Source organism: Xylophilus sp. Leaf220 (assembly GCF_001421705.1).
GTDB lineage: Bacteria > Pseudomonadota > Gammaproteobacteria > Burkholderiales > Burkholderiaceae_C > Xylophilus.
On the sequence record NZ_LMKO01000027.1, the window covers coordinates 1 to 16,814 of the forward strand.

Sequence of the window (16,814 nt, forward strand, 5' to 3'; positions counted from 1 at the left end):
CTTTATTGCGCCCGCTTCGGGCTGTCGATGCAGGCGGTTCTTTATTGCGCCCGCTTCGGGCTGTCGATGCAGGCGGTTATTGCAGCGCTGCTCGCCGCTCCGGTCGAGAACCGATCGGCCTGCGGCTGAGAACGGAATTGTTCAGGGCGGACTGATTCTTTTTGGGCAACGTCTAGTTTTTACGTGCAGATGGATTGAAATCACCATCAATTATTTCGATGTCATTTATTAATGCATATGCAATCCGCAAATTTTTTTCTACTTCTAAGCAGCTTGAAGCACGTAAGAAATGCTCAAAATCGTCAATCGAAACTAATAGCGAGTGCAGATGACCAGCCATTGTTCGCGTTGTTTCGTATGTTTCCTGCAGTGCTTTTTTTGCAACTAGATAAGCGCGTTGCCTGTCTGCCTTCATCAACAGAAAAAAAGCTGAACTTCTCTGCGTTACATCGAATTTAAAAAAGTTGGTTTCTATATGCTTTGCAAGCCCGGCAAGGTCTTGTTCAGCAAATTCCCTATTGATAACGCCTTCCAGAAGCATTGTAAATTCAGATGTTTTGCCTGCAATTTCATTTCTGAATGCAGATTCGAAAGTGGTTATTAAATCCACGGTTACTCCTTAAGATTCGTCCCATCCATGTTTTCCACATCTATCCTATAAAAAAGTTTTTTATATTCTACTTGCCTGCTGATTATTCCTATTCTTCCAGACACTCCAAAGGGAGGGAACTTTTTAATAAATTCGCTGATTTCTATGATCATAGTTCTCAAAGCAACGTCTGCGGGAAGCCAAGTTGGTCTCGTAGCATACATCGCCGCCATCATGTCGCGGACTTGCCTTGTGGTTACTCCAACGCCAATTTTCCCCTCGATTACTTGAGCTTCTGTGTTAAAGGTTTGGGTGCCTGAAGGCCGCGGACTTTGCTGGAACTGCACCCGTATTTTGGGCGGATCGCAAGAATTTCGTCCTGCTGATGCAGCCGATGCGGTTGATGTTCCGAAGAGCGTTACCAAAGCAACGGCGATCCCCCCTGCAAGCCCTCCGCTGCCTAGAAGTGCGGCAATGATAAATGCTGTGGCAATTCCGAGCAATATTGTCAATACTGCGTTTCCGATTTGCTCATGGTAGCAGTCCCATAGTCCGGTCACTGTATTCACGGCGGAATATATCGCGAGTGTGGCGGTATCAACGGTTCCAACCAAATCTGGTGCCCAGTAGCTAGATGGCCCGGTGCTTACGCCGAACATCGATAGAAGCCGCACCCCGACTGAGCTCGTTAGATTTTCTTGGTATCCGCCATTGGCGCCACCTTCGATGGTGTAAGCGCCACTCCCTGTGCTGGCGTCGGTGGCAATAAATCCCGCTCCGGACCATCCGTCAATCGCGATGGGACTTTGGTGGATTGTTACATCGCGTCCGGCATCCAATGAGGCTTGTACTCTATTCTGGGTGGAGGGGCTCTGTGCGGCGAGTGCCGTTTGGACGATGGCAGGATTGTTTCGATAGACCTTCTGCGTAATTGTGTATATCTTTTGCCCTTGTACTGTCGCTAATCCAATCGCTTTTATTGCACTTATTCCCTGCGGGCAATCGGGAAGTCCCGATCCAGATAGAGCGCTTCCCGATGAATGGCATAGTGTCGAATCATTAAAAAAGCGTTCAGGTACGGCATGCTCGAGAGAACTCATGTGGTGGCCGCGCAAAATATTGTATGCGGCCCATTTATTTTGATCGTTGTCTTTGGCCCAAGTCAAGTTGCGAACATGTCCAATGTCCATATTTAATCCCGGAAACAAGACTTTCCTTAAGACTCCCCAGCTGAAGACAGGTTTGGCTACGATGTGAAATAAACCATATGATAAGCCGGGATTTTCTACCACGCCGGCTTGGTTCTGTGTTTTTAAGTTGTGATTTTCTTCTTCTAGAAACCAAGTCAAAACAGTAGTACTGAGCAGTTCACCAAGTACTTTTTCGCCGTTGAGGCGATCAAAGTCTTTTATTCTTATTTGATCTTTTATATCTTCGAAATTCAGCTTCGAAGTTTGAAGGTGTTTTCGACTGATTCCGGAAGCACTTATTCCGATGGCCGTAGTCTGTCCGACCACATTGCTATCGTCGGGACTCAAATCCCACTGCGTCGGATCGCTCAACTGCGTGAATCCCCCCTGGCTGTACAGATCCGTCCCCATGGTCATGGCGTCTCTGGTCTTTGCCACGACCTGCCCGTCCAAGTTGATTTGCGGCGTCAGCCGAATCAGGTACCCCGGCAGGCTCGTCGGTAGTTGATCTGGGCGGATTGGGCTGCCGTCCGCGTTGGGCTTGGGCAAGTAGCTGGCGATCAGGTCGGCATCGGCCTGCGTGGCCGGGGCGTAGGTGAGCGTCACCCGTTTGCCGACCAGGTGGGAGGTCTTCTCGGTGAAGCTCAGCAGCGGGTTGTCGTCCGAGCGGTCGGCATCGCTCGCATACAGCCGGTAGGTGAACTTGTGCTGTAGCGCGTCGGGAACGGAGGCGGCCTGGGCGCCTTGCAGCACCACTTGGTAGGCGGTGGTGCCCGCCAGCATGGCGGGCATGCGCTCGGGGATGATCTTCTTGCCGATCACGTCGCCCACGGTGGTGTTCGCACCGCTGGGCTGGCGGTCGATGTAGGTCTTGAGCCGGGCCTGGTAGGCGGCGAGCTGGTTCTGGATGGCCGCCTGGTTCAGGTTCTGGACCCAGCCTTCGGCTTCGTTGACGGTCGCACCCTGGCGGGCAGCGGCCAGCAGGGCGTCGGCGTCGAGCGGCACGGCGGTCTGCAGGTCCATGCCGGGGGCGAAGGTGAACTGCTTGAAGGCGCCGTCGAGCGGCACCCAGGCATTGAGCGCGGCGTTGGGGTTGACGTGCTGGCCGCTGGCCGGGTCGCCGGCCACCGCGCCGCGGCCGGGGGCGTAGTTGACGTAGGCGTTCACCCAGACGTGCTCCATGCGGATGGCGGTGATGGTGCCGCCGCTGGCATAGCCCCGCGCGGCGATGCCGCCCTGGTACATCAGGTTGAGCGCGGCCTCGGGCTTGGTGACGCCGCCGACCCAGTTCATCGCCTGGTCGGCGGGCAGCTCGATGGTGCCCCACTGGTAGCGCGCGGGGATGCCGCTGGCGCGCAGCAGGGCGATGGTGAGGCTGGCGATGTCGTGGGCGTTGCCGCGGCTCTTGTCCAAGGTGTCCTGGGCGCTCTGGATGGCGCCCCAGGTGGGTACGTAGTCGATGTGGTTGCGCACCCAGTTGTGGATCGCGACCGGGTTGCGGTCCAGCTCCTGGGCCTTGGCTCGGATGGCGGGGGTGAGCGTGGTCTCTGCCGTCTCGGCCAGGTCGGCGTCGGTGGGGGCTTCTTCGGCCGTGGGCGGGTCTGTGAACTGCAGGCCGGCGATGGTGGTGGCGGTCTGTGTTCTCAGGTTTTGCCGGGTGGTGGCCGATGCCTTTGCAAGCTTGAGCGGCACGGCCTGGGTTTTGGATGGGGCTTGTGCAGGTACACCCGCCTTCAGCTTCTGCGCCCATTGGTCGGTTGTCTCGGCGGGCATGCGCGGCGTGGCGGGCGGCGTGCTCCACGGCAGCTTCTTGGGGTCGAGGGGCGTGGGCGTGCGCTGCATGTTGTTCTGCGCCAGGAAGCGTTCTAGGTCGGCCAGCGCGGGTGCGCTCGCCTGGACGTCTGCGCGCCCGATGCTGCGGCTGCCTTGGCGCAGCGCGTTGGCGGTGCCGCCGCCCTTGCCTTCGCTGAGGGTGGTCAGGTTGCCGGTGCCCGAGAGCGGCGCGGTGATGGCCTCGAATCGGGCGATGCGGTCTTGCAGCGTGCGCTCGGCCGCGGCGTGGCGCTCCAGGATGACGGCCGCGGCGTTCTTCTGGCGAAGCTGCTGTCCTGTGGTACTCATCTCGGCCAGCACCAGCGTGTTGGCAGCGTGGAGCGACTGGAGGGTGGACTGCAGTTCGCTCCACTCCAGTTGCAGGCCGACGTCGGGCTGGGCGTTTGCCGAAAGCCGGGTCAGGCCGGAGGTGCCGACGTCGTCTGCGCGGGCGCGCAGGCTCTTGGTGATTTGGACGGCGCGCTCCAGCCGCTCGGGCGGCACGTCGAGCGGGCTGGCTTCTGCGCGTTGTTTGTCGGCCTGCGCCTGGTTCACCTTGTGGCTCAGTGCCTGGTAGCGCCACATCTGGGCTTCTGCCACCGGGTTGGATGCGATCTGGCCCTTGGGCTGGGCGATGGCGCTCAGGGGCTGCAGCGCCAAGGCCAGGTGCGCGGCGATGACGAACTTGCCGATGGGCCGCAGGAAGGGTTGCAGGCCCGGCAGGGCGCAGGACGGGGAGGAGGTCGCGGGGATCGAGGCGGTCATGGTCTTGGCCGGGGTCACTGTTCTGGATGCGAGGAGTTGCGGCCGTTCGTTGCGGCAGCAGGATGCGTGCGCCTGCGGCGCAGTGCGCCCCAGGCCAGCAGGGGCAGTAGCACCAGCAGCGGCGTGTGCAGATGCAGCGGGACGGTCTCGATCCGTTGCCCGCCGTTGCCGGGTGCCGCCACCTGGGCCAGCGCCAGGCTGGCGTGGGCGACCACATCGGCGCAGCCCGCGGTCTCCAGCGAGGCGATGGCCAGGTAGCTCTGGCCGAGCGCACCGGTGGCCTGCCAGCTGCGTGCCGTTTTCCACTGGCCGGACGGTGGGATATCCACTCCGGCGACGCTTTGCTCTTCGACCAGGTTGCCGCTGGCGGCATCGACGATCCGCATGCGCACGGTGGCGTTCTGGATCGGCCGGGCGGCGGGGTTGTCCAACTGCAGGGCGAGGGCCACGGCCTGGCCGGGCGCTGCCGGAGAAGGCTGTGCGCGCAAGGTGCCGAAAGCGCCGGGCGCACATACCGCGGCCGCCACGATCTGGAAGCTGGTGGTGCTTTCGGATAGCAGCACGCTGGCGCCGTTCATCGTGCGGAGATCGCGTGCGGCCGTGCCACGGCTGTTCTTGTAGGCAGGGTCGCCCATCAGCCGCAGACGTGCCTGGTAGATGCCCGGGGGCAGGTTGGCCGTGGCCAGTGCATAGACGTACTGGCGTCGTGCGGTGGGCGGCAGCTGCACGATCGGCTCCGTCTTGCGCAACACCTCTCGGCCCTGGGCGTCCGTCACCACGGTCTCCACGGTAAGCGCTTCCTGCAGGAAGTTGACCGAGACATTGCTCGCGACCGATTGCAACTGCACCGGTTGCGCCGCGGTGTACTGGGCCTTGTCGGTGCTGATGCGCGTGGCGTTCGCCGGTCCCTGGCTGCCCTTGACGGCGAACGGTGCCTTTGCGCTGCCGTAGACCGTGCCGTCGGTGGCTACCAGCTCGGCCAACACCTGGTAGGGGCCCGCCAACACGCCTGCGACGTTCCAGCTGGCAGCGGTATTGTTCGCCGCGGCCTTGTCGACCGACACGATGGCCGGCAGCGGCAGCACCGCGACGGTCTTGCCGCCGGCGTCCAGCACGCTGAAGCGCACCTGCACATCGCGCATGGCCACGCCGCCATTGCGCACCAGGGCGGTGAAGCGCGCGGTGTCGGTGCTCCAGTAGCTCGGCTGGTCGGTGCTGACCTGCAGGTCGATGCGGGCGTTGGACGCGACCCGCGGCACGACGACCGGGCTGACGACTTCGCCGCTGGTGAAGCTGTTCCTGAACACCAGGCTGGCCTGGGCTGCCACATGCCGCACCTCCTGCTCGCCCATGTCCTTCAGCGTCAGGTCGAGGTCGACGTCCCGCCCGCTTCCGGTCACGCCGGTCAGGTTCCAGACGTATTCCACCGAACCGTCGGGCTGGGTCGCCGTTCGGCTGGCGGGCGGCTCGGGATTGCCCACGGCCACCCCGGGTGGGAAGGTCACCTGCAGGTCTGCGTCGATCGCGCCCAACCGGTCCAGCATGGCGGGCAGCCAGATTTCGATCCAGGTGGAAGAGAGCAGCTTGCCGCCCAGCCCGTTGGTGCTCGACCAGCTGCCGTCGCCGTTCTGAGTATTCAGGACGTACTGGATCGCCTGGCGTAGCCGTGGATCGTCTTTCGACGGTTGCAATGTGTCGAGGGCGACACCGACGATCGCAGTGACGACAGGGTCGCTCTGACCGTAGGAAACCGTGCGTTCCCAGCCGCCATCCGCCCGCTGTCGCGACCAGAGCGTCTGGCCGATCTGGGCCATCAGCCGGTCGAATGCTTTGTACCGCGAGGTGCCCTGGTAGTGACTCTTGGCTTTGGCCAATCCCATGAGGCGGAAGGCTTGCTGAACATTGTGATTTGGATCTATGCCGCTTCCTGCCGCGAGCCAATCGGCCGCCTTTCCAATCGATGTGTCGACCTGCCCACCCACGGTTTGGGCGGACACGGCTTCCATCGTGATGGCGTACAGCGCACCGTTCGTGTTGACCACGATGCGGCCATCGGGCAGTAGCGCCTGGCCGTAAGTGCGCTGGAAGAGCAGGCGCTCTGCCACCCAGTCCTTGTTGTAGTAGTACAGCCCCGAATCCGTTCCGAGCAGATAGCCGTCTCGGTAGGGGGTCGAGTCGAGCGGGCCGCCGTTCGTGAGGGGCAGCGGCGTGTCCTGGTAGCTGCCGTCGGGCGTGAATCGCAGCATGCGTTGTGCCGCGTTCGCGTGGACCAGGATGGAACCGTCCGACTGGACTTGCGTAGTGCCCGAGGACGATTGCAGCAAGTCGCTGTCGACCAGCCGCGTCAGGGCGCCGGTTTCGCTCAGGCGGTAGAGGGACCTGCCGCCGTACGGACTGACGAGATAGCCGCCTTTGGCATACGCCTGAACATCGAAGGTGTCCATGGTGCTGAGTTGCTTGAAGTCCGACACCTGCAGGTTCGGCTTGCCCAGGTCCCCCAGGTAAATGCCGTTGCGTGCCGAGACCAGCAGGCGATCACCGTCGACCGGCCGTGCGCCGGTGACAGGAATGCCGGAGACGACGAGCTGAGCGACGTCCGTTCCGGGCAGCACGCGATAGACAGCGCCGGCACCCATATGCGCGATGTAGAGCGTGCCGTCGCTGCCGGTGCTCAGGCGCATGTCGCCGCCGGCGAGGTTCCTGATGGCGAGCGGCGATACCACGGGCTGTGTGCCGGCACCGGCTTGCAGCTTGAGTTGCTGGCTGTATTCGACGAGGCTGCTCAGGTTCAGTCCTGCGGCAGATGCCGAGGAGTCGTACCAGGACGAGTTGTGGTCTTGGTACCAACTGCCATCGGGTTGCTGGGTCGACGTCAGGAACGTCGCCAACTGCCGATTGGCGTTGTGAACCGCGCTTTGATCGTGCCAGGCGGTAGTGGCCCACATCGACAGGCTCGTCTGGCTGCGTGGATATCCCGCGCCCGAGACCGAGCCGTCCCCGGCGACGTTCTGCACGATTCCGTTGAGGAGCGTTACGCGTTTGTTCGGATCGAGCGGCTTGGCGAACCGCAGATTGCGCTCTCCCCCCACCACCGCTTGCGTCTGCACATGGCAGGCGAAGCAGCGCAGATCGCCGACGTAGTGGTTGAAGGCGAAGTTGTCCCCGTAGTTGACGGCCTTGCCCACCGCCTCCCGGATCACGCCCGCCAGCGGATCGACGCTGGTGCCGCTGGCCATGTCGATGCCGGTGACGTGGATGTTGCCCGTGACCTGCTGCGTGCCGGGCGGCACCACCGTCTTGTCCACCGTGAAACTGGCCTTGGCCATATCGCCGACGTACAACGGCGCGACGATGGTGCTGCCGGGGGCGGCGGCCGATGTGACCTCCAGGCGGTAGCTGCCGCTGACGGAGGGTGTCCATTGACCGAAATCGACCGTCGCGATGGCCGAGAGCGGGATCGCTGGGCCGGTCGCACTGGTCTGGTAGACCTTGGCACCGCCCTTGGCATCCGTCACCGACAGCAGATAGGTCGCACCGGGCAACGCCACATTGCCATCGTTGCGCAACAGGGCGGAGAGCTTGACCGGCATGTTGGCTCCGGCCTGCACGACCGGTGGATCTGCGGCGGCCGAACCGGCGAAATGCGGCGATGCCGCCACCGCCAGCGACCCACGCAGGTTGCCGGTGACCGTGCCGCTGGGGTTGCGGGTGCTGCGGCTACCCGGCAGGTACAGCTTGGCCAGGAGGGCGTAGTTGCCTGCGGGAACGCTGGCCGCGTTCCACAGGAACTTCACGGCCGATTGCGCCCCGGGCGCCAGGGTCAGCACCCCGATGGGCAGCCCGCCGACGTCCAGGCCGGACAACTGGGTCACGACCTTGCCGTCGTGTCCTTGCACTTCGAGCATGACGGCGCTGCTGGCCGACGCCGTCGAAGGATTGCTCGCGGTGACGCTGACCGTCACGTCCTGGTTGAGTCCTGCGGACGGGGGCGACGCCTTCAGGTCCTTGAGTTCGAGGTACACGTCGCCGCTGGTCCTGGGCAGCACGAAGTCCTGTGCGATGTCGCCGGGTGCGGCCACCGTCAGCTGGTAGGTGCGGCTCTGGAAGCCGGCGGCGCCGAGCTTGACGGTGAATGCGGTGCCGGGGAGGTCGGTGACGAGGTAGGCGCCCGCCCCGTTGGTCGTGGCCGTCTTGGCGGCTACGTCGACTACGGCGCCGGCGACGGCTACGCCTTGCGTGTCCGTGACGATGCCGCGCAACGAACTGGTCTGCCGGGCGACCGGCAACGGGACGACGCCCGCATCCAGGGCAGTACCGCCGCTGGCGGTGGCCTGTTGCGATACTGTGCCGTAGCCGTTCCTGGCATAGGTGAGTTTCAAAGCACCCGCCGTGGCCGTGGTGCTGAACCTGCCGTTGGCGTCGGTGGCCGTGTTCACCGTAGGCCCGCCAGAGGTCTCGACGGTCACCCCGACGCCCGCGAGGCCCGCCCGGGTGTCGGCGGCAACCACCTGGCCGCTGATCGTGACCTGGCGTGTACCCGGGTCGTTGCTCGACTGGAGCGTGGGCGAGAAGACGCCTGTGCTTCCCGCCGGCAAAGTCACGCTGGCACTGGCCGTCACGTAGCCGGTTTTGGCCGCGCTCAACATGAGCGTGCCTGCAGGGATGTTGGCGATGGAGTAACTGCCTTGTGCGGTGGTGGTCGCAACGAGCGGTGCGCCGCCCGACGGCGTGACGGTGACCGCTACGCCCTCCAGCGCATGGCCGGCACCGTCCTTGACCGTGCCGCCGACGGAGACAGTGCTGCTACCTGCGGGTGGCTGGGACGCCGGCAGGGTGACGGCCACCGCCGGTGTGAGGACGGGTGAAAAGACCAGTACGCCGCCTGCCTCGATGGTGCCGCGGGTGCCGACCTGGCTGTAGCCGTTCTTGGCGGCCGAGAGGCTTACCGGGCCGGCCGGCAGGTCCGTGATGGCGTAGACGCCCTGGGCGTTGGTGACCGCAACTTTGGCCGTGCCGCCGGTCGACGGCATGGCGGCTACGGCCACGTCGGCGAGCGGTTGGCCGCTCGGGTCTTTCGCCGTGCCGCGGAGGGTTCCGGTGGTGACGGACTGCCCGGGGTTTTGCGGCGCGATGGCAGTGAGCGCCAGGGCCCGCAGCGCCAAAGCGGTGGTGTAGGGATCGCCGGCCCATGATCCGTCAGGCCGCTGCTTGGCCAGAAGATAGGTTTCCACCGCAGGCGCCAGGGTCGCGTCCTGGCCGCTGTAGGGGTGTACCGCTTCGAATACGAGTGACGTCAAGGCGTCGTCGTTGCCCCAGTGGCCGGCGGCGGATTTCTTGGACAGCAGGTAAGCCGCGGCGGCACGCGCGGCTTGCAGTGCCTGGGAGCTCCTGGCGGCCTCGTCCTTCAGCCCTCGTAAAACAATGCCGGTCGTGTAGACGTTGGAATGGGCATGGGCCTTGAACGAGCCGTCCGCCTGCTGAACGGACAGCAGCCAGGCGTGAACGCCTTGCTTGTCGGCTGCGGACGCGGTGGAGGACACGGCTGCCATGGCCCAGGCGGTGTCGAGGGGAGAGGCCACCCGCATGCCGTCGAAAGCCGCGTAGCCGGACATGTCGACCCTGCGGCTGGCCAGTCCGGCGCCGGCGCTCTGGCCCTGTTGCTGGCGCATGAACTGCCCGCAGGCCAGGGTCTCGGTGGCGGTGTCTGCGCCGCTCGACGGAATCGCCGCCACGAGGGCGGATACCTGGGCGCTGTTGCCGGCTAGCCGCAGCAGCGTCTGCGCGGTTTCGCACTGGGCCTGGTACGGGAGGGCCAGCCTGGAAGGCGTCGACAGTCGGCCGTCGGGCCGGACCTGGCCCTGCAACCAGGTAACACCGCGGGCCACGTCGGCGCCGTCGGCCCACACCGGCAGTGCCATCGACCAGAGCAGTCCCAGCACCACCCAGACGGCGTTTCGTAGACGCCCGTTCCTCATCCCCAGCATGCCCAACCCTTCAGACGCGCAACACTTCGCGTCCACAAGCGCGGTGCTACATTTGATTACGTATCGCGCGAGAGTAACATTTGATTACCTAAATGATCAATGGGTAGCATTTTGACGTGGTGTTTTGCGTGCGCTGCCCTGCATGGTCAGGCTTCAACGGCACGCTTCGCCTGTCGAAGTGGGCTCTTCCGGCGGTCGCCCGTTCCGGAAACGCAAAAAAGGCGAACGGATCGCATCCGTTCGCCTTTTTGAGGGTGTCGAGTCTCCGTCTAATGCACAGCCTCAGCGGCCGTTGGAAGCCTCCTACCGGAGGCTTTATGGATCGCGCACCTCAGAACCGGTGCCGCAGCCCGATCGTGAACCCGTTGCGGCTGCGCGCGCCGTTGGCTGTGCCGCTCACGCCGTTCAGGCTCACGTTGCCCTTCAGCCGCGTCGCGTCCACTTCCACATACGCATCGGTGCGCTTCGAGAACGCGTAGTCGGCCGCGGCGGTGACGAAGTTGGACTTGGCGTCCGCCGCGGCGGTGGTGCCCGACTGCTTGGCGTGGAAGAGGTGGGCGCCCAGGTTGAGCTGCGGGGTGATCTGGTAGCCGACGCCCAGCTTGACGATGTCGCGCTTGTCGGCCGCCAGGAAGGCCGGGCCGCCGAAACCGCCGTTGGCGCCGCCGCCCCAGAAGGCGGCGAGCACCGCACGGTCGATCTGGGTCAGGCCGCTGTCGACCTTGTTCTGGCCGTAGCCGGTGTTGAAGTACCACGGGCCGACGCGGTAGGAGCCGCCGAGGGTCCAGGCTTCGATCTTGCGGCCGGAGCCGAACTCGTAGTTCTGGTAGCCGACGCCGGCGGCCAGGCCGCCCTGGGCCCAGCGCAGGTAGCCGCCGGCGGTCTTGCCGCCGGTGGCGGCCTTCTCGCCGGCCGAGACCTGCACCGCGCCGCGGAACGAGCCGAACTCGGCCATGTACTTGACCATGTTGTCGGCCCGCGCGCCCAGGGCGAAACCGATCTCGGGCTTGTAGGCCTCGAAGTAGGGCGAATACGGGTACGACGCGTAGGTGCTGGTCACCAGGTCGAACAGCACGTTGTACTGGCGGCCCATGGTGATGCGGCCGTAGCTGCTGCTCTGCAGGCCGACCCACGACTGCTGGAAGAACGGGGTAGAGACGCCGCCGGTGTCGGTCGCAAACCGGTTCTCCAGATTGGCGATCGCCTTCAGGCCGCCGCCGATGTCCTCGGTGACGTTGATGCCCCAGCGGCTCTGCGACATGCCGCCGCCGATCAGCTCGGTCAGCTTGCCGTTGGGCGATCCCGCCGGTCCCTGGTTGTTGGTATGCCGCACCGCGGCATCGACGATGCCGTAGATCTGCACCGTCGACTGGGCCTGCGCGTTCAGCGCCGCAACCCCCATCAGGCCGCCCAAGGCCAGGAGGGATGTCTTCTTCTGCATGGCTTGTCTTCTCCGTATCGTTATAGGGAAGGGCCAATGTAGGCCAGCGCCGACGCGGCGAATACAGGGTGCACATGCTCGATTTCCCGAAAGCTGTCGCATTTGCGACCGGCCGAAAATCGGCAAATCGGGGCGCACACGACACGAGGACGGAGCGGCCCACCTGCCGATGGGTAGCCCACCCACGATCAAAAACGACCCGATTCCAGAACGACCGTGGGTCCGGCTCCGCCGGCCCACCGGTAGTGCCCCCTGCAAGGGGGTAGGCGAAGACACGAAGTGCGAAGCCTGGGGGTCAGCTAATAGCTCCGGCCATCCTTGTACATCGCATGCTGGCGCCGCTGCAGCGGCGACACCGCGGCCAGCTTGGCCATCGCGTGCCCGGCATGGGCCTGGGTGATCGCCAGGCCCAGCGCGTCGGCCGCGTCCGGCCCCGGCAGGCCGGGCAGCTGCAGCAGGCGCTTTACCATTTCCTGCACCTGGTTCTTGGCCGCGCGGCCGTGGCCGACGATCGCCTTCTTCATCTGCAGCGCGGTGTATTCGGTCACCAGCAGCGGCTCCTCGCGGGCCACCAGCGCGGCGATGCAGGCCCCGCGTGCCTGGCCCAGCAGCAGCGTGGACTGCGGGTTGACGTTGACGAAGACGATCTCGACCGTGGCGACCGCGGGCCCGTAGCGCTCGACCACCTCGCGCACGCCCTCGTACAGCACCTTGATCCGGCCGGGCAGGTCGCCCAGCGGCAGGTGGGTGGTGCGGATCGTGCCGCTGGCCACGTAGGCCAGGGCATGGCCCTCGGCATCCACCACGCCGAAGCCGGTGGTCTGCAGGCCCGGGTCTATGCCAAGAATGCGCATGCTATGTTTTCGATAGCTGGTAGCCGGCGCCAATCGCCGGCTACAGCCATTTTTTGCTTAAAGATCGTAGTACCAGCGCACCGCGTGGAAGAAGATCGGTGCGGCGAAACAGAGCGCGTCGATCCGGTCGAGCAGGCCGCCCGCGCCGGTGGCCGACAGGCCGTGCATGCCCCAGCTGGTCACGCCGCGGTCGCGCTTCAGGGCCTTCATCACCAGATGGCCCATGCTGCCCGCCACGCTGGCGACCAGCGCCAGGGCCAGCGCCTGCCCCGGCTTGAACGGGGTGATGAACGACAGCAGCCCGCCCGCCAGCCCTGCGGTGGCGGTGCCGATGGCCCAGCCCGTCCAGTGAAAGCTCTGGCTCACATGCGGCGCGAAGGGCTTGCGCGGAAACCGCCAGCCGGCCAGGTGCTGCGCCATCACCCCGGTCTGGACCACGAACACCAGGAAGAAGACCAGGAACGCGCCCTTGCCGGCATAGCCCGGGAACTGCGGAAAGTCGAGCAGCATCAGCGCTGGCACATGCGACAGGCCGTAGACGCAGACCATGATCCCCCACTGCAGCTTGGCGCTGCGCTCCAGGAACCGGTGCGGATCGTCGGCCAGCGCGCTCACCGCCGGCAGCGCCAGGAAGACGTAGACCGGCACGAACACGGTGAACAGGTCGAAGTGCCGGCTGGCCACGAGCCAGAACTGCAGCGGCAGCACCACGAAGAAGGCCAGCACCAGGCTGCGGTGGTCGCCGCGCCGGGTGGGCGAGAGGGTGATGAACTCGCGCAGCGCGAAGAACGCCAGCAGCGCGAACAGCACGGTGGCGACGGTGTCGCCCAGCACCCAGCCGATCCAGAAGACCGAGGCCATCACCCACGACGCCTTCAGCAGGCTGCGGAACCGCCGCTCCTCGAGCGCCAGCGCGTCGTCCAGCGCCGAATGGTTGGTCGGCGCCCGCAGCGAGCGCAGGAAAGCCCAGACGCTGACGCCCGCCAGCAGCCCGAACATCACGATGAAGAGCGCGCCGACCTGCTGCGTGGCGCTGAGGTTGCGCAGGAAACTGTTCATGGCAGGAGCGGTGTGGGCCGGGCGGCGTGGGCGACGAAAGGTGCGGCGAGGGCGGCGAGGACTGCAGGGCTGTGCGCGGCGTTCATATGTCGCGCAGCGCGATCACCGCGTCCCGGGCCCGGTCGAGGAACGGCCGGCGTTCCTCGTCGGCTCCCAGCACCACCGGCGCGCCGAAGGTCACCGAGCACAGGATCGGCACCGGCACCACCTCGCCCTTGGGCATCACCCGCTGGATGTTCTGGATCCACGCGGGCACCAGCACCACCTGCGGGAAGCGCCGCGCCAGGGTGTAGAGACCGGACTTGAAGGGCTGCGGCTCGTCGGCGAATCCGCGTGTGCCCTCGGGGAAGATGATGATCGAATCGCCGCGCTCCAGCGCCTCGGCCAGCGGGGCGAGCGGATCGGCCTCGGGCGTGGCGGGCGCCGGTTGCGCCGGTTGGGCTGCCGCGGCCGGCGCGACCTCCGGAAAGGGAAGCGGCTGTTGCTGCGTGCCGGGCCGTGCGTCCGGCGGCAGGGCCGAAGGATGCGCCGCCGGACGCACTACGGCTGCAGGGGCACGGGTGCCGCTTTGGCGGTCGACGTACACCGCGTTGAAGACCGCGGTGGTGATCCACTCGCGCAGCGGCGTCTTGGTCCAGTAGTCCTTCGCCGCGATCGGCCGGGTGATGCCGCGCAGCTCCTGCGGCAGCGCCGCCCAGATCATCACCAGGTCGGCATGGCTCTGGTGGTTGGCGAAGTAGATGCGCTGCTCGGCCTTGGGCGGACAGCCGTACCAGCGGGCCTGGGCGCCCGTCAGCAGACGGATCAGGCCCAGGAAGAAGAAACCGGTCAACTTGGCAAGCATCGGGCGAATGATACGCAGCGGCAAAGAGGGCAGGTGGGCCGGTCCGGCTCAGTAGCTCGCCTGCGGCAGGTCCTGCCGGCTGAACACCAGCGACACCTTGGCCTCGGGCGGCACCGGCGGCAGGCCGGCGTCCCAGGCCTGCCAGGCGCTGCGCAGTTCGGCCAGCCGGCCGGGTTCGCGGTCGCGCAGGTTGGCCCGCTCGCGGGGGTCGGCCACCACGTCGAAGAGGTATTCGATGCCCTCGACCTGCAGGTACTTCCAGCGGCCGCGCACCAGCGCACGCTGCTCGCGGTGCTTCATCCGCCAGCACAGGTCGCGCGCGGGGTTCCACTGCGGGTCGTCGAACAGCGGCAGCAGGCTGCGGCCGTCCAGCGGATGGTCGGGGTCGGCGGCCACGCCGGCCGCATCCAGGAAGCTGGCCGTCCAGTCCATCGTGAGGTTCGGCGTGTCGGTGACGCCGCCGGGCGCGATGCGCGCCGGCCAGCGGGCCACCAGCGGCACCCGGATGCCGCCCTCCAGCAGGTCCATCTTCTGGCCGACGAAGGGCCAGTTGTTGGAGAAGCGTTCGCCGCCGTTGTCGCTGGTGAAGACCACCAAGGTGTCGTCGGCCAGGCCCTGCCGCTCCAGCGCGTCCAGCACCCAGCCGATGCCCTCGTCCATGTGGTGGATCATCCGCTGGTAAGTCTCCAGCGAACCGCCGTCGGTGTGCTTGCCGAAGCCGCCGATGCGCTGCGATTCGGCGCGGTCGTCGCGGGTCAGCCAGGGCCAGTGCGGCGCGCTGTAGTGCAGGCTGAGCAGGAAGGGCCGGTCGGCCGATTGCTGCTCGATGAACCGCACCGCGCGCCGGCTCAGCAGGTCGGTGAGGTAGCCGTCCTCCTCGATCGCGGTCTCGTTCTCCCAGAAGTCGGGCCGGCCGCGCGGGTCGCAGTGGGCGAAGTAGTCGGCGCCGCCCGCATGGAAGCCGTAGAACGATTCGTAGCCCGACATGCGGGGCCCGAAATGCGGCGGATAGCCCAGGTGCCACTTGCCGACCAGCGCGGTGGCGTAGCCCGCATCCCGCAGCAGCGAGGGCAGGGTGGGATGGGCGGGCGGCAGGCCCAGCACCTTGTCGCCGTGGGCGCTGGCCAGCGGCTCCTCGGCCGCGCCGCGCAGCCGGTACTGCCAGCGGCCGGTGATCAGCGCGAAGCGGGTCGGCGAGCAGACGGCCGAGTTGGCGTAGCCGCGGGTGAAGCGCAGGCCCTCGGCCGCCATCCGGTCGAGCCGGGGCGACACGTCGGCCGGGCGGTTCTGCGCATCGCGCGCACCGCAGCAGCCCAGGTCGGCATAGCCAATGTCGTCGGCCAGGATGAAGATCAGGTTGGGACGTGGCATGGCGGATGCGTCGTGGATGAAGGGCGGCGGAAGCGGCGTGCGTGTCAGCGCAGGGGCAGCGTGGTCGACTCGGTCAGCCCGGGCAGCAGCGACGCCGGCGCGACCGACGTGGGCGACACCGGCGTGGTTTCGGCGCCGTTCTGCGGCGGCTCGGCGCCCGATTCGGACGGATCGGTCTCGGGCATCGCGGTGGCCGACTCCGGGGTGGCCGCAGAGGCGGGTCGGAGCGGGTCGGTGGTGGCCGCCGGCTCCGTGCCGGTGGTGTCGCCGGGCAACGAAGATGCGGCCGGCGTCGGCGTGCCTGTCGCCGCGGGACGTGCGTTCTGGGCGCCGGCGGCATCCGGCACGACGGCAGGCGCCGCCACCGGCGCCGCTGCAGCCGGCGGCGGCGCGGGGGTGATGCGGGCCAGGCGCGCGCGCAGGCTGCCGTTGCCCGGGTCCAGCGCCAGCGTGCGGGCATACGATTTCTTCGCCAGCGCCATGTAGACGTCGCCCAGGTTCTCGTACGCGATGGCGTAGTCGGGCTTCAGGCGCAGCGCGGCCTCCAGCGACAGCAGCGCCGCATCCCATTCGCCGCCGGCCGCCTGCAACGCGGCCAGGTTGTTGAGCGGCTCGGGCAGGGTGGGGTAGTCCTGCGTCAGGTCGCGCAGCGTGGCCAGCGCGGCGGCGCGGCGGCCCAGGGCCGACTGGGCACGCGCCTTGACGAACCGCATCTGCGCATCGCGCGGGCGGTTCTGCAGGAAAGCGTCGGCCTTCGCCAGGGCTTCGGCATTGCGGCCGTTGCGCAGCAGGGCCTCGGCGTCGTCGGCCTCGGCGGCGCGGGCGGGGGCGATGCAGAGTACGCAGAGCAATGCCATCACCGGCAGCAGGCGGGCGGCAGAAAGAGTGGATCGGGTCATGGTGTT

At 66.1% G+C, this 16,814-nt stretch carries 9 protein-coding genes; all 9 read right to left on the minus strand.

Features of this window, described 5'->3' with window-relative positions; genetic code table 11:
- Positions 1-172 precede the first annotated feature (172 nt).
- On the minus strand, positions 173-610 hold the full coding sequence (locus ASE76_RS20765) for a hypothetical protein (RefSeq protein WP_156362917.1): 438 nt from the start codon (positions 608-610) through the stop codon (positions 173-175).
- Between the two features lie 2 nt (positions 611-612).
- Entirely contained in the window at positions 613-4,356 is a 3,744-nt protein-coding gene (locus tag ASE76_RS18605; RefSeq protein ID WP_082448732.1) for a transglutaminase family protein, read from the minus strand.
- Positions 4,357-4,370: 14 nt separating this feature from the next.
- The gene (locus ASE76_RS18610) at positions 4,371-10,295 is read right to left on the minus strand and encodes a carboxypeptidase regulatory-like domain-containing protein (RefSeq protein WP_168389275.1); all 5,925 of its coding nucleotides are present in this window, start codon (positions 10,293-10,295) and stop codon (positions 4,371-4,373) included.
- A 376-nt stretch (positions 10,296-10,671) separates the two neighbouring features.
- Positions 10,672-11,742: a porin gene (locus ASE76_RS18615; RefSeq protein WP_055843323.1), complete on the minus strand. Its 1,071-nt coding sequence runs from the start codon at positions 11,740-11,742 to the stop codon at positions 10,672-10,674.
- 338 nt (positions 11,743-12,080) lie between these two features.
- Positions 12,081-12,635, minus strand: coding sequence for a crossover junction endodeoxyribonuclease RuvC (gene ruvC / locus ASE76_RS18620; protein WP_055843115.1), 555 nt, complete (start codon positions 12,633-12,635; stop codon positions 12,081-12,083).
- 57 nt (positions 12,636-12,692) lie between these two features.
- Entirely contained in the window at positions 12,693-13,694 is a 1,002-nt protein-coding gene (locus tag ASE76_RS18625) for a phosphatidate cytidylyltransferase (protein WP_055843117.1), read from the minus strand.
- Positions 13,695-13,776: 82 nt separating this feature from the next.
- Complete coding sequence (locus ASE76_RS18630) at positions 13,777-14,538, minus strand: lysophospholipid acyltransferase family protein (RefSeq protein WP_055843118.1); 762 nt, start codon at positions 14,536-14,538, stop codon at positions 13,777-13,779.
- A 48-nt stretch (positions 14,539-14,586) separates the two neighbouring features.
- Complete coding sequence (locus ASE76_RS18635) at positions 14,587-15,909, minus strand: sulfatase (RefSeq protein WP_055843121.1); 1,323 nt, start codon at positions 15,907-15,909, stop codon at positions 14,587-14,589.
- Positions 15,910-15,953: 44 nt separating this feature from the next.
- Entirely contained in the window at positions 15,954-16,808 is an 855-nt protein-coding gene (locus ASE76_RS20255) for a tetratricopeptide repeat protein (protein ID WP_082448735.1), read from the minus strand.
- Between the last annotated feature and the right edge of the window lie 6 nt (positions 16,809-16,814).

Bases quoted from the DNA above. Each gene is read 5' to 3' on its own strand.
- ASE76_RS18605 (WP_082448732.1), bottom strand. From the start codon at position 4,356: ATGACCGCCTCGATCCCCGCGACCTCCTCCCCGTCCTGCGCCCTGCCG.
- ASE76_RS18615 (WP_055843323.1), bottom strand. From the start codon at position 11,742: ATGGGGGTTGCGGCGCTGAACGCGCAGGCCCAGTCGACGGTGCAGATC.
- ruvC (WP_055843115.1), bottom strand. From the start codon at position 12,635: ATGCGCATTCTTGGCATAGACCCGGGCCTGCAGACCACCGGCTTCGGC.
- ASE76_RS18625 (WP_055843117.1), bottom strand. From the start codon at position 13,694: ATGAACAGTTTCCTGCGCAACCTCAGCGCCACGCAGCAGGTCGGCGCG.
- ASE76_RS18630 (WP_055843118.1), bottom strand. From the start codon at position 14,538: ATGCTTGCCAAGTTGACCGGTTTCTTCTTCCTGGGCCTGATCCGTCTG.
- ASE76_RS18635 (WP_055843121.1), bottom strand. From the start codon at position 15,909: ATGCCACGTCCCAACCTGATCTTCATCCTGGCCGACGACATTGGCTAT.
- ASE76_RS20255 (WP_082448735.1), bottom strand. From the start codon at position 16,808: ATGACCCGATCCACTCTTTCTGCCGCCCGCCTGCTGCCGGTGATGGCA.